At 71.6% G+C, this 14,020-nt stretch carries 8 protein-coding genes; 5 read left to right on the top strand and 3 right to left on the bottom strand.

The genetic code is table 11. The features are described from left to right. The first annotated feature begins 74 nt into the window (after window positions 1–74). From ACFVH0_RS25525 to ACFVH0_RS25545, 5 genes are all read left to right on the top strand, one after another. On the top strand, window positions 75–2,162 hold the full coding sequence (locus ACFVH0_RS25525; protein WP_385823716.1) for a CDP-glycerol glycerophosphotransferase family protein: 2,088 nt from the start codon (window positions 75–77) through the stop codon (window positions 2,160–2,162). A 43-nt stretch (window positions 2,163–2,205) separates the two neighbouring features. After that, entirely contained in the window at window positions 2,206–5,754 is a 3,549-nt protein-coding gene (locus tag ACFVH0_RS25530) for a CDP-glycerol glycerophosphotransferase family protein (RefSeq protein WP_385823718.1), read from the top strand. 429 nt (window positions 5,755–6,183) lie between these two features. Further along, window positions 6,184–7,185 carry a hypothetical protein gene (locus ACFVH0_RS25535; RefSeq protein ID WP_385823720.1) on the top strand — a complete coding sequence of 334 codons (1,002 nt, stop codon included), beginning with the start codon at window positions 6,184–6,186 and terminating at the stop codon, window positions 7,183–7,185. Between the two features lie 60 nt (window positions 7,186–7,245). Further along, window positions 7,246–8,760 carry a methyltransferase domain-containing protein gene (locus ACFVH0_RS25540; protein WP_385823722.1) on the top strand — a complete coding sequence of 505 codons (1,515 nt, stop codon included), beginning with the start codon at window positions 7,246–7,248 and terminating at the stop codon, window positions 8,758–8,760. 70 nt (window positions 8,761–8,830) lie between these two features. Further along, window positions 8,831–9,205 carry a hypothetical protein gene (locus ACFVH0_RS25545; protein WP_241196904.1) on the top strand — a complete coding sequence of 125 codons (375 nt, stop codon included), beginning with the start codon at window positions 8,831–8,833 and terminating at the stop codon, window positions 9,203–9,205. Between the two features lie 24 nt (window positions 9,206–9,229). Here ACFVH0_RS25545 and ACFVH0_RS25550 read toward each other — a convergent pair whose 3' ends face one another. The 3 genes from ACFVH0_RS25550 to ACFVH0_RS25560 form a co-directional block, all read right to left on the bottom strand. Further along, on the bottom strand, window positions 9,230–11,479 hold the full coding sequence (locus ACFVH0_RS25550) for a CDP-glycerol glycerophosphotransferase family protein (RefSeq protein WP_385823724.1): 2,250 nt from the start codon (window positions 11,477–11,479) through the stop codon (window positions 9,230–9,232). A gap of 215 nt (window positions 11,480–11,694) precedes the next feature. Continuing rightward, a complete protein-coding gene (locus ACFVH0_RS25555) occupies window positions 11,695–12,606 on the bottom strand; it encodes a carbohydrate ABC transporter permease (protein WP_385823726.1) in 912 nt (303 codons plus the stop codon). Then, window positions 12,603–14,018 carry a carbohydrate ABC transporter permease gene (locus tag ACFVH0_RS25560; RefSeq protein WP_385823728.1) on the bottom strand — a complete coding sequence of 472 codons (1,416 nt, stop codon included), beginning with the start codon at window positions 14,016–14,018 and terminating at the stop codon, window positions 12,603–12,605. Before ACFVH0_RS25560 ends, ACFVH0_RS25555 begins: the two co-directional genes overlap by 4 nt. Window positions 14,019–14,020 lie beyond the last annotated feature (2 nt).

Raw genomic sequence — 14,020 nt, forward strand, 5'->3', positions numbered from 1 at the left:
GGTCACCGGCACTGCCCCGAACGGGTGAACAAGCGATTCGGCGCGCGGTGACGGCCCGATTACGCTCGGCTGCCATGCTTCTCAGTGTTGTCGTGCCCGCCCACCGCGTTCAGGGGTATCTCCGGGCCGCCATCGAGTCCGTGCTCGGCCAGATTCCCGGCGAGCCGGAACTCCTCGTCGTGGACGACGGATCCCGGGACGGCAGCGCGGCGATCGCCGCCGAGCTCGCCCGGCGCGACCCCCGGGTCAGGGTGATCACCCTCCCCGAGCACCTCGGCGCCGGCCCGGCCCGCAACGCCGGTGCGGCCGCCGCACGCGGGCGCTACCTGCTCTTCCTCGACGGCGACGGCCTGCTGCTGCCCGGCGCGCTGGACGCGGTCGCCGACCGGCTGGCCACCGGTGACCCGGACGTACTCCTGCTCGGACACGACCGCGTCGACCGGTGGGGCGACGTCTCGGCCCCCGGGCCCGCCCCCGACGGCTTCTCCACCGACGTCCCGCGCCTCTTCCGCCGAACCTTCTGGACCGCGCACGGACTCCACTTCACCGACGGCCCCTACGAGGACGTGCTCCCCGTCCACCGGGCCACCCTCGTCGCCGCCGACGCGGGCACCCTCGACACCCTCGACCGGATCTGTGTCCGCCACCGGATCCGCCGCCCCGGCACCCCCGCCACCACCCCGGGCCGCCACCACTTCGCGGTCCTGGACGCCTACCGGCGGCTGCTCGCCGAGACCGGCGACGACCCCCGGATCCGGGCGGCGCGCACCCGCCACCTGCTCGCCGTGCTCGACGACCCCGGCCGGATCGCCCCCGGGGACCGCGCCGCCTTCCACCGCGCCGCCGGTCTGCCCGGCAGCTACCCCGCCCGCCGCGCCCGGGAGGCCGCCGACGCCGGGCGCGCCCGCGGCCGGGCCGCCCTGCGCCGGGTCCGAAGAGCGCTCAGGACCGCCCTCACCCGGGCCTCCTACCGCGCCGACCTGCTGCGGCCGCTGGACCCGAACCTCGCGGTGTACGGCGCCTACTGGAACCGCGGGGTCGCCTGCAACCCGGCCGCGATCCACGCCAAGGCCCTCGAACTCGCCCCGCACATCCAGGGCGTCTGGGCCGTCTCCTCCCGGTACCGCGACCGGCTGCCGCCCGGCACCCCGTACGTCATCGAGGGATCCCTCGCCTACTGGCGGATGATGGCCACCGCCACCTACCTGATCAACAACTCCAGCTTCCCCGGCGGCTTCACCAAACGCCCCGGCCAGATCTACCTCCAGACCCACCACGGCACCCCGCTGAAGACCATGGGCCTGGACCAGTGCGGCTACCCGGCCCTCACCGGCGGCATCAGCTTCGAGAAGATCGTCGCCCACGCCGACCAGTGGGACTTCTCCCTCTCCGCCAACCCGCACACCACCGAGATCTGGGACCGGGTCTACCCCGCCGGGTACGAGCACCTGAACCTCGGCTATCCCCGCAACGACATCCTCTTCACCGCGACCCCCGAGCGGACCGCCGCGATCCGGCGGGGACTCTCTCTCGACCCGGACCGCACCGTCCTGCTGTACGCGCCCACCCACCGCGACTACCGCAAGGGCTACGTCCCGCACCTCGACCCGGAACGCCTGGCCCGCGAACTCGGCCCGCAGTACGTGGTGCTGGTCCGCGCGCACTACTTCTACGGCCGCTCCGCCCCGCAGGACGGGGCCGGGGTGGTGGACGTGACGGGGTACCCGTCCGTCGAGGAACTCTGCCTGGTCTCCGACGCGCTGATCACCGACTACTCGTCCCTGATGTTCGACTACGCCTGCCTGGACCGCCCGATCATCAGCCACGTCCCGGACTGGGAGGCCTACCGGGCCTCGCGCGGCACCTACTTCGACCTGCTCTCGGGACGCCCCGGCGAAACCCCGGGCGCCGTCGCCACCACCGAGGACGAGCTGTTCGACCTGTTCCGCACCGGCGAGTGGCGCTCGGCACGGACGGCCGGACTGCGGGCGGCGTTCCGGGAGCGCTTCTGCCCGTACGACGACGGGCACGCGGCCGAACGCGTGGTGCGCCGCCTGTTCCTGGGCGGGACGGAGCCGGACCGCCCGGCAACCGGGGAGCGTCCGATCTCACCCGTTCGGGAGAGACCGCGACCGGTGACCCCCGGCCCGTCACGGGGTTGAGCCGTACGGACAACCAGGCCCCCGATGAACGGACGTGCTCAACATGCCGCCACGGCTCAGTGTCGTCGTACCCGTCCACAACGTGGAGCTCTATCTGACGGACTGCCTGAAGTCCCTCGCGGAGCAGACCATGGCCGACCTGGAAGTGGTGATGGTCGACGACGGCTCCACCGACGACAGCGCGGCCCTGGCCGCCGCGTTCGCCGAACAGGACGGCAGGTTCCGGCTGGTGAGCCAGGAGAACGGCGGGCTCGGGCACGCCCGCAACACCGGGGTCCGCAACTGCGATCCGGGCGCCCGCCACCTCGCCTTCGCCGACAGCGACGACGTGCTCCCGCCGCGCGCGTACGAACTCCTCGTCGGCGCCCTGGACGAGACCGGCTCGGACATCGCCTCCGGCAACGTGCTGCGGCTGCGGACCGGCGGCCGGCTCCAGCAGTCGCCCGACTTCCGCAAGCCCATGGCGACCACCCGGCTGCGCACCCACATCTCACGGGACTGGGACCTGGCCGCCGACCGGACCGCCTGCAACAAGGTCTTCCGCCGGTCCTTCTGGGACGAGCACGCCTTCGCCTTCCCGGTCGGCGCCCTCCACGAGGACATCCCGGTCGTGCTGCCCGCCCACTTCCTGGCCCGCTCCGTCGACGTGCTGAAGGACCCCGTCTACCACTGGCGCGACCGGCCGGACTCCCTCACCACCCGCCGCGCCGTCGTCCGCGGAGTCCAGGACCGGGTCTCGCACGTGCTGGGCGTCTGCGCCTTCCTCGACGAGCACCGCGACGCCGCCGACAAACGGCAGTACGAGGCGCATGTGCTCGCCGACGACCTCTGTCACTTCATGGAGGCGCTGCCCGACGGCGACGAGGAGTACCGGCGCGCCTTCGTCACGTACGCCAACGAGTTCACCGACCAGGTCGACCCGGCCGTGCTCGACGCGCTGCCGCTGCGGCTGCGCCTGATGTGGCACCTCGTACGCGAGCGCCGGACCGGCGAACTGCTGGACCTGCTCGCCCTCGACAAGGCCGAGCCGGGCGCCTTCACGGTACGGGGAGTGCGCCGCCGCAGCGCCTCCTACCCGGCCCTCACCCGGCCGGTGCCGCGCTCGGTGCTGCGCGTGGGCGAGCGGGACCTGCCGCTCACCGCCCGGCTGCGGGACGCCCACTGGCGGGGCGGCAGACTGCACCTCAAGGGGTACGCGTACATCCGCAACCTGCCCGCCGGATCGCGCGCCGCCGAGTTCCGGGCCGGCTGGCTGCGGGCCGGACGCCGGCACGTGGTGCCGCTGCGGCTGCGCACCGTCGACGAGCCCGAGGCCACCGCCCGCTCCAGGCAGAGCCTGCACGACTACGACAGATCCGGCTTCGAGACCGTCATCGACCCGGCCAGGCTCCGCATCGACCCGGCCGGCAGCCCCGAACGCCTCACCTGGCGGCTGGAGATCGGCATCGCCGGACACGGCATGCTGCGCCGCTCCGAAGTCTCGACGGACGAGGTGGCCGCCCCGCCGCCCGTGCACCGCCCCGACGGCGACCACCGGATCGTGCCCGCCTTCGAGGACGGCAGGCTGGTGCTGCACGCCGAACGGATCGACGCCCGCTTCGAGACGCACCGCGCGGGCGACACGGGCGACGGCACCGCCACCGTGGTCATCGACGGAATGATCCGCGACCGGCTCGGCAACGGGCCGCTGCGCCTCGCGCTCACCCACCGCCCCTCCGGCACCACCTTCGACCGCCCGGTGACGGTGCACGAGGGGGCCGTTCCCTCGGCGGCGGGCTGGCGGCGGTTCACCGCGGACGTCCCGCTCGGCGCCTTCACCGACGCCCGGCCGGGCCCGGCCGGGGGAGCGGGGCGCGCCCAGGTGTCGTACGGCCTGCACCTCGTCGGACCGGACGGCCGCCGCACACCGGTCGACGTGCCGGGGCCGGTACTGCCCGGCCGCTACCCGCTGGCCGGGAGCGGCGACGAGCGGCGCGAACTCGGCCTCACCACCAGCTCCCGCGGCAATCTGCTGATCAGCGACCGCACCGTGCAGCCCGCCGTCGACCTGGCGACCTGGACCGAGGACGGCCGGCTCCTCCTGGAGGGCACTTTCCCCGACCGCCCGGAACGGCCCGTCGACCTGGTGGCCGGACACAGCGAGCGCGGCGAGGAGGCGGTCCTCCCGCTCACCCTCTCCGGGGCCGTGGGCGCCCGGCGGTTCCGGGCCGTGCTCCGGCCGGACGCCGTCGAGGGCCCAGGCGGGAAACTGCCGCTCGACCAGGGCGACTGGTACCTCTTCCTCCGCGAGCGGGGCGCCCGGGACGAGGCCGACGACGCCGCGCTGCGCATCCCGGCCGCCGCCCACCGCACCCTGCCCGCCGCCCGCACCCTCGGCGGCCGGACGTACACCCTCGAACGGCACTTCCACGACCAGCTGCTGATCAACAGCGCCCCGGTGCTCCCCGCGGCGGAACGCGGCCCGCGCGGCAAGCGGCGGCTGCGCGAGGGCTACCGGGCCCGGCGCACCGCACCACTGCGCGACACGGTGCTGTACAGCAGCTTCGACGGCCGGCAGTATTCCGACTCGCCGCGCGCCATCCACGAGGAGGTCGTCCGGCGCGGCGCCGAGCTGGAGCACCTGTGGGTGGTGAGCGACCAGCAGGCCCGCATCCCGGCCGGTGCCACGGCCGTCGAGCACGGCTCCGCCGCCTGGCACGAGGCGCTGGCCCGCAGCCGCTACGTCGTCACCAACACCCAGCTGCCGGAGTGGTTCGAGCGGCGCGAGGGCCAGTGCGTCGTCCAGACCTGGCACGGCACCCCCCTCAAGCGGATCGGCCTCGACCTGGCGGGCACCGCCCACGCCGACGCGGCCTACCTCGCCACCATCGAGCGGCGCGCCCGCCAGTGGAGCTTCCTGGTCTCGCCGAACAGCTTCTCCACCCCCGTGCTGAGACGCTCCTTCGGCTACCCGGGCGAGATCCTGGAGTGCGGCTACCCCCGCAACGACCTGCTCCACGCCTCGGACCGGGCCAAGGTCGCCACCGCGGTACGCGAACGGCTCGCCGTCCCCGAGGGCAAGCGGGTCGTGCTGTACGCGCCGACCTGGCGGGAGGACCAGCCGCGCGGCGGCGGCCGATACGCCCTCGGCCTCCGGCTCGACCTGGCCGCCGCGGAACGCGAACTCGGCGACGACACCGTGCTGCTGGTGCGCCGCCACCACCTGGTGACCGACCGCCTCCCGGACAGCGGCAGCGGCTTCCTCCGGGACGTCTCGCGCTACGGGGACGTCGGCGAGCTGATGCTGATCAGCGACGCCCTGGTCACCGACTACTCCTCGCTGATGTTCGACTTCGCCCAGACCGGCCGCCCGATGCTCTTCCACACCTACGACCTGGCGCACTACCGCGACACCCTGCGCGGCTTCTGCTTCGACTTCGAGGCCCGCGCCCCCGGCCCGCTGGTCCCCGGTTCCACCGGCCTCGTGGAGGCGCTGCGCGATCCGGAGCGCGCCACCGCGGGACACGCGCAGGCGTACGAGGCGTTCCGCCGCGACTTCTGCGACCTGGACGACGGGCACGCGGCAGCGGGCGTGGTCGACCGAATGCTGTAATCCGCACCGCCCGGCCGTGCCGCTCCCGGCCGGGCAATTCCCTTCCGCCGCCGCGTACCCCCTGAACCGTTCGAGTGATTCAGGGGTGCGAATGTTTGCGCGAATGTGCGACATATTCAAGTAATGGTCCATCTAAGTGTGGCCATCGGTGCGTCGCTCGGCGTCCTCGGGTTGCTACGTTCTGTTTTCATGGGTATCCGAATGCGATGCGAAACCTGGAACGTGTCACGCGCAAGGGCGGTGGTGATCGTCGCCGCCGCCGCGGGTCTTATCACCCGAATGCTGATCGCGGCGAATATGCCGGGCCCGGCCGATGTGCGAATCTTTCACGGTTTCGCAAAGGCGATCGTGCGTTACGGGCCCATTCGGATTTACGAACAGCCACTGCCGGGACTTCCCGTCTACAACCATCCGCCACTGGCCGGCTGGATGCTTCTCGGACTGAATGAACTCTCCGAACTCGGCGTCCCCTTCGGCACGTTGATCAGATCACCCGCCTCGATCGCCGACTTCTTCTGCGCGATCGTCGTCTTCGAGATCGTGCGCCGCCGCGGTTCGCTCGGCGCTGCCGTCGCCTGCGGCGTGGGCGTGGCCGCCAGCCCTGTACTGATCGCCACCTCCGGGTACCACGGCAACACCGACGCGGTCGCCATCACCTTCGCCCTGGTCGCCGCCCACCTCCTCGTGGACCGCAAGGCGCCGCTGGCCGCCGGGGTGGCCGCCGCGCTCTCGATCAGCGTCAAGTTCATCCCCGTGGTGGTGATCCCGGCGCTGTTCCTGGTCGCGCTCCGGGCGGGCCGGCCGGCGCTCGTCCGCTTCTTCGCCGGGTTCGCGGCCCTGGTCGCCCTCGTCTGGGGGCCGGTCCTGCTGACCGTTCCGCAGAACCTCAAGGAGAACGTCCTGGAGTACGCGGGCGGCGGCCACCGCCTCTGGGGGCTCGTCCGGTTCGCCGACCTGTTCGGCCTGCCGGAGTCCTTCATCACCTTCATCGAGGGCGACGGCCACTTCCTCTTCGTGCTGGCCTGCGCGGCGGCCGGGGTCTGGCTCGCCCGGCTGCGGCCCGCGCAACTGCCGGTCGTCGTCGCCGTCACGATGAGCCTCCTGCTGCTGCTCTCCACCGCCTCCGCGCTCCAGTACCTCACCTGGGCCGCCGCCGGACTGTTCGTCGTCGGGTTCTGGGAGGGCGCCGCGTACAGCTGCCTGCTCGGCCTGACGGCGGTCCTCGGCTACCGGGGGCGCTCCGCCGTGCACTGGAGCGAAACGGTGCTGCTGCTCGCCGAGCTGGGCTGGGTGGTTCTCGCCGCGGGCCTGGTCAGCGGAGTCCGCAAGATCCTCGCCGCCCGGCCGGAGCCGCCCGCCCGGCCCCCCGCCGGGCCGGCCCCGTTCGCGGCGCCCTGCGCCGAGCAGCGCACCGACTGCGCCGTCAACTGAACCTCCCCGTAAGCGCCAGACACCAAGCACCGAGCACCGAGCGCAACTGGAGAACGCCCCGTGAAGGAAAGCCCGAGCCCCAGGATCGGCATCCTGGTGGTCGCGTACAACGCCGAGACGACGCTGGAGAGGACCCTCGACCGCATTCCGGAGGACTTCCGGTCCAAGGTCGCCGAAATCCTCATTCTCGACGACGCGAGCCATGACGCGACCTTCACCGCGGGCTGCCGCTGGTCGCAGACGGAAGGAATGCCGCGGACCGTGGTGATGCGGCACACCAAGAACCTCGGATACGGCGGAAACCAGAAGGCCGGATACGCGCTGGCCGCCGAGCACGGACTCGATATCATCGTGCTCCTGCACGGCGACGGACAGTACGCCCCGGAATTCCTGCCCGACATGGTCGCACCGATCGAACGCGGCGAATGCGACGCCGTCTTCGGGTCACGGATGATGAAATCCGGATCCGCGCTCAAGGGCGGCATGCCGATGTACAAATGGCTCGGCAACCGCATTCTCACCCGTGTGGAGAACGCCCTCCTCGGATCGCAGCTCACCGAATTCCACTCCGGATACCGCGCCTACAGCGTCGCGGCGCTCAAGAAGCTGCCGATCCACCGGAACACCGACGCGTTCGACTTCGACACCCAGATCATCGTCCAGCTGCTCAACGAGGGGATGCGGATCAAGGAGATCCCCGTCCCCACCTACTACGGCGACGAGATCTGCTACGTCAACGGCATGAAGTACGCGAAGGACGTCGTCAAGGACGTCCTCGAATACCGGCTCGCCGTCAAGGGATTCGGCACCTGCGGCTGGATCCCCAAGCCCGTCGAGTACGCGTTCAAGGAGGGCGACGGCTCCTCGCACTCCGTCATCCTGGAGAAGATGCGCAGCCTCCCGCCCGGCCGGGTCCTCGACCTCGGCTGCTCCGGCGGACTGTTCGCCCAGCGCCTCGAAGCCCTCGGCCACGAGGTCACCGGCGTGGACTACGTCGAGGTCCCCGGCGTACGCGAGAAGTGCACCCGCTTCCACCTCGCCAACCTGGAGGAGGGGCTGCCGGTCGAGATCGGGGTCGACTACGACTACGTGGTCGCCGGCGACGTCATCGAGCACCTCTCCCGCCCCGAGCGGGTGCTCGCCGAGGTCGCCGAGGTGCTGCGGCCCGGCGGTCATGTGCTGCTCTCCGTGCCGAACTTCAGCCACTGGTACTCACGGCTGCGGGTCGCGCTCGGGGTCTTCGGCTACGACCGGCGCGGCATCCTCGACGAAACGCATCTGCGCTTCTTCACCCGGGCCAGCCTGCGCCGCACGGTCCGGGACGCGGGCTACGACGTCCTCGGCATCGCGTCGACCGGGGCCCCGTTCTGGGCGCTGCTCGGCGGTGGACCGCTCCCCGCGGTCCTGGGCGGAGTGTCGAAGCTGCTCACCCGGATCCGGCCGACGCTGTTCGGCTATCAGCACGTCGCACTGCTCACCCCGCATGCGGCCGAGACGATCATCGCTGGAGAGCACGTCGATGTACAGGACATCCTCAACCGACAGTACGTCCATGCCGACCGGGTCGGCGTCTGAGGCCGCCGTTCCCCGTCCCGCCCCCGCCCCGGAGTCGCAGTCCCCGGGCGCCGCAGTCAGGAGCAAGGTCTTGACCCTCCCCAGTCTGATGCTGCTGCTGTTCGCCGTGTTCTCCTCGGCGGGCGGTCAGATCATGCTCAAGCACGGGATGAAGGGCGCGGCCGCCGCCGCGGGACACGGCGGCGGATCCGTCGCGATCCGCGCCGCGACCAGTCCCTGGGTCGTGCTGGGCCTGGTGGTCTTCGCGGTGTCGGCCCTGGCCTGGATGGCGACCCTGGCCAAGGTGCCGCTGTCCATCGCCTATCCGTTCAACGCCCTCGGGTATCTGCTGATCGTGCTGGCCGGGGCGACCGTGCTGCACGAGCGGACCTCGATGTGGACCTGGGGCGGCTCGCTGCTCGTGGTCATCGGCCTCGTCACGGTGATGGCGGGCCAGCAACGCTGACGGCGCCGGAGCCGGGCGGTCCCCTCAGGCCCGTCCGGCGGCCGGCGCGGGGACCGGGAAGCGCGGCGGATTCCCCGCCGCCGGCACCGGGAACCGCCGGTCAGGCGGGATCGCGGGCGGCTGCACGGCGGTGTCGCCGAGGAAGACCCGGCGCACCACCCGCTCCGCCGCGTGCCCGTCGTCGTACGGGCAGAAACGCGCCCGGAACGCGGCCCGCAGCTGGGCGGAGCGGACGCCGCGCCAGTGGCCGGTCGCGAAGATGTCGAGCAGCTCCTCCTCGCTGTGCGCGATCGCGCCGGGCGGGCAGGAGCGCAGATCGAAGTAGGTGCCGCGGGTTGCCTCGTACGCCTCGCGGTCGCCGCAGTGGATGACGACGGGCCGGTCCAGATTGGCGTAGTCGAACATCAGCGAGGAGTAGTCCGTGATCAGCGCGTCCGAGGCGAGCGCCAGCGATTCGACGGAGGGATGACCGCTCACGTCGATGACCTGCGGGTGCGGCTCGCGTTCGGCCGGGGCCGGGTACGAGTAGTGGGCGCGGGCCAGGATCACGTAGCCCGGACCCAGGACCCGCAGCACGCGTGCCAGATCGAGACCGGGGCACCGGTCGCGGCGGTAGTCGCGGTGGGTGGGCGCGTACAGCAGGGCCACCCGGCCCTCCGGGACGCCGATCACCTCGCGCAGCCGCGCCACGTCGGCGGCGGTGGCCCGCTGGTAGACATCGTTGCGCGGGTACCCGTACTCCAGCGTCTCGCAGTTCTCGGAGGCCGAGGGGTAGGCCCGCTCCCACACGAGGGTGGAGTGCCGGTTCGAGGAGAGGGAGAAGTCCCACTTGTCGACGTTGGCGAGGAGCCCGCCGAAGTCCATGCCCCGGGCCGCCGCCGGGCGGTCCCGGAGATCGAGGCCCATGGTCTTGAGCGGGGTGCCGTGGTGGGTCTGGAGCAGCACCTGGCCGCGCCGCTTGACCAGCCGCCGGTCGAAGTTGACGTTGTTCACCAGATATCGGGAGCGGGCCAGCGCCCGCCAGTAGCCGTACGTCCCGGGGGCGATCCTGCGGGTCGCGGTCGGCACGGTGTGGGCGTCCTCGGGGCGGCAGATCCAGGCGGTCCGCAGTCCGGGGACCAGCTCCCGGGCCTTCGCCTCGATCGCCGCCGGATTGCAGGCGTAGCCGCGGTGCCAGTACGCGGCGAACACCGCCCGGTCCCGCTGGACGGGCAGCCTCAACTGGACGCGGTAGTAGACCTGGAGCGCCACGGCCCGCACCGCCCGGCGGCCCGCCGCGGCGATCCGGCGCAGCCGGCCGCAGAGCGCCTGGGCGTTCCACAGCGCGCGGTACGTACGGTGCGCGCCCAGCCGGATCAGGCCGTGGCGCAGCCGGGCGCGGAGCGGGGCGGGGGCGCCCGGGGTCCGGTGGCGGACGCAGTGGTCGCGGGCCCGGCGCAGGAATTCGGCGTGTCCGCCGCGCGGCAGCCGGCCGCGGGTGGTGAACAGCGTGGAGTAGTGGTCGAGCATCCGGCGGAAGATCACCGGTCGCCAGCGGGCGAGTCCGGGGCGGGCGTCGAGGAACGCGAAGACCCGGTCGTACTGCTCGAACACGTCGAAGTGCCGGCTGCTGGTGGTGGACAGGATGTTGCCCCGGCGCCGCTGCCGGTAGCCCACGCACACCCGGTCGAGGACCGCGATCGAGCCGGCCGCCATCAGCACCGGGTAGGTCCAGGGCGTGTCCTCGTAGTAGCCGGGCGGGAAGGTGAACCCCTCGGCCCGGACGAACGCGCGGCGGTACGCCTTGTTCCAGACGACCATCAGCACCTTCAGCAGACCGGGCCGGTCGGCGAGCGTGAAGGAGGGCGGCCCGGTCTCGGCGAGCAGCCCGGCCAGGCTGTTGCGCACGCTCTCGCCCGTCCAGTACGTACGGGCGTAGTCGTAGACCAGTACGTCGGGCTCCCCGGTCGCCCCGATGCGGTCGGCGATCGCCCGCAGGGCGCCGGGGGACAGGGTGTCGTCGCCGTCCAGGAAGATCAGGTAGTCGCCGGTGGCCTGCGCGATCCCGGCGTTGCGGGCCCGGCCCAGGCCCACGTTCTCCGGCAGGTGCAGGGCCCGCACCCGGCGGTCGCGGGCGGCGAACTCGTCGATGAGGGCGCCGCAGGCGTCCGGTGAGCAGTCGTCCACCGCGATGATCTCGAAGTCCTCGAAGGACTGGGTGAGCACCGAGTCCAGGCTCTCGTGCAGATATGCCTGAACCCGGTACGCGGGCACGATGACACTGAACCGGGGCACAACACATCCATGGGTCGTTCGCTGCGCGGGCGGGTGGTCCGCAAACGCACGATGGAGTGACCCGGTTACGTCAAAACGCGGCAAATCCGTGAAGAGGCAGGTGGGGCGGGGCTGCCATGGTGGGCAGCCCCGCCCCGTGTTGACGCACAGCAGTGCGCATCGACGTGCAGCGGCGCGTATTGCTCCATCGCGTACGCCGCCGGCTCAGCGCGCCGTCACTTCACCGCCCCCGCCATCACGCCGGAGACGAACTGGCGTTGGAAGGCGAAGAAGACCACCAGCGGAATCACCATCGACACGAAGGCGCCGGGCGCCAGCACATCGATGTTGTTGCCGAACTGGCGTACCTGCTGCTGCAGGGCCACCGTGATCGGCGGGGAGTCGGAATCGGCGAAGATCAGCGCCACCAGCATGTCGTTCCACACCCAGAGGAACTGGAAGATGCCGAGCGAGGCGATCGCCGGACCGCCCAGCGGCATCACGACCCGGGTGAAGAGACGGATCTCGCCCGCCCCGTCGAGCCGGGCCGCCTCCAGCAGCTCCCTCGGGATCTCCGCGAAGAAGTTCCGCAGCAGGAAGATCGCGAAGGGCAGACCGAAGGCCGTGTGGAAGATGATCACACCGAAGGTCGTCTCGAAGATCCCGACCGCACCGAACAGCTTGGAGACCGGGACCAGGGCGACCTGCACCGGGACCACCAACAGCCCCACGACCACCAGGAACCACCAGTCGCGGCCGGGGAACTCCATCCAGGCGAAGGCGTAGCCGGCCAGCGAGCCGATCACGACGACCAGCAGGGTCGCCGGAACGGTGATCAGGACCGTGCTGAGGAGGGAGTGGGTGATCGTCGGATTGTCGAGCAGCCGGGAGTAGTTGTCGAAGGTCAGCTCGGACGGGGCCGTGAACACCTTCCACCAGCCGGTCGCCGCGATGTCGTCCGCGCCGCGCAGCGAGGACAGCAGCAGACCGATCGTCGGCATCAGCCAGAACAGGCCCACCAGTACGAGGAAGATCCGCATCGCACCGCCGCCGGCGCGGGCGGCGAGCCGTGCGCCGAGGGACCGCTCGGCCTTCACCGGAGCGCTGTCGGCCGGTGTGCTCGTGGCCGTGGTCGACGCTGTCGTCATCGGCGCCCCTCCTTCCGGATCCGGCGGATGTTGACGTACATCACCGGGAGTACCAGCAGCAACAGGAGTACGGCGATGGCGCTGCCGATCCCGAGGTCCGCGTCCGTGCCGAACGAGGAGCGGTAGAGCTGGAGCGCCAGCACGTTCGCGTCGTCCTGCGAGGAACCCGGCGCGATGATGAAGACCAGGTCGAAGATCTTCAGCACGTTGATCATCAGCGTGACCAGCACCACCACGAGGACGGGCGCGAGCATCGGCACCGTGATCCGGCGGAACACCTGCCACTCGTTCGCGCCGTCCACCCGGGCCGCTTCGAGGAGCTCACGGGGCAGCCCCGCGAGCCCCGCCGCGATCAGCACCATCGCGAACCCGGCCCACATCCAGACGTAGGAACCGATGATCCCGGGGGTGACGAGCGTCGGACCGAGCCACTCGACCCCGTTGTACGGCTCCTTGAAGTTCGAGGCGGGGAGCCGGAGTCCGGCACCGTCCGCCGACGCGGGCAGGGTGAACGTACCGTCCGCCCCCGCCGTCGCCGACGCGACGACCTTGCCGTCCTTGACCGCCTCGACCTTGAGGCCCTTGAGCCCCAGCTCCTTGGTGTCGATGACGTTGGGCCGGCCGCCACCGCCCTTGGTGAAGTCCAGCCACGCGGTGCCGGTGATCTTCCCGTCCCCGGCCGCGGCGGCCTTCGCGGGCTTCGCGTCCTTCGGCATGTTCGCCGGGATCACACCGACCAGCGGCAGCTGCACCGGCTGCCCGGCCCGTACCGGCACCTTGGTGACGAACGAGCCGCCGCCGCCCGCCTTGAGCGGGTGGACGGGCAGCGGGTGCGCCTTCGGATAGCCCGCCGACTCGTTGAACGTGTCGTGCACACCCACCCATACGGCGTTGGCGACCCCGCGCTCCGGGGCGGCGTCGTACACCAGCCGGAAGATGATGCCGGCGGCGAGCATGGAGATCGCCATCGGCATGAAGACCACCAGCTTGAACGCCGTGCCCCAGCGGATCCGCTCGGTCAGCACCGCGAAGATCAGCCCGAGGGCCGTGGAGACCGTGGGCGCGAGCACCACCCAGATCGCGTTGTTCTTGACCGCCGTACGGATGGTGTCGTCCGTGAACAGCGCCTTGTAGTTGTCGAGTCCGGCGAAGCCCGTACCCGCCTGGTCGAAGAACGACCGGTAGACGGAGTACACGATCGGATAGACCACGAGCGCGCCCAGCAGCACCAGCGCGGGTGCCAGGAAGAGCGCCGCGAAGAACCGGCGGGTGCCGGTCACACTCCTGCCGCGTCCCGGTCCGCCGGCCGACGGACCGGACGACTTCCTGGGCGTGGGCACCGACGGCTCCGGGGACGATTGCTTGTCGGCGGGGGGCACCGCGTCGGTGCCCCCCGCTGCGGCTGTCGTCATCC

This window comes from Streptomyces sp. NPDC127117, from assembly GCF_042677325.1.
Taxonomy (GTDB): Bacteria; Actinomycetota; Actinomycetes; order Streptomycetales; family Streptomycetaceae; genus Streptomyces.

Coding starts and splice junctions, on each gene's coding strand:
- ACFVH0_RS25560 (WP_385823728.1), bottom strand. CDS start 14,018: ATGACGACAGCCGCAGCGGGGGGCACCGACGCGGTGCCCCCCGCCGAC.
- ACFVH0_RS25535 (WP_385823720.1), top strand. CDS start 6,184: ATGCTTCTCGGACTGAATGAACTCTCCGAACTCGGCGTCCCCTTCGGC.
- ACFVH0_RS25525 (WP_385823716.1), top strand. CDS start 75: ATGCTTCTCAGTGTTGTCGTGCCCGCCCACCGCGTTCAGGGGTATCTC.
- ACFVH0_RS25530 (WP_385823718.1), top strand. CDS start 2,206: ATGCCGCCACGGCTCAGTGTCGTCGTACCCGTCCACAACGTGGAGCTC.
- ACFVH0_RS25555 (WP_385823726.1), bottom strand. CDS start 12,606: ATGACGACAGCGTCGACCACGGCCACGAGCACACCGGCCGACAGCGCT.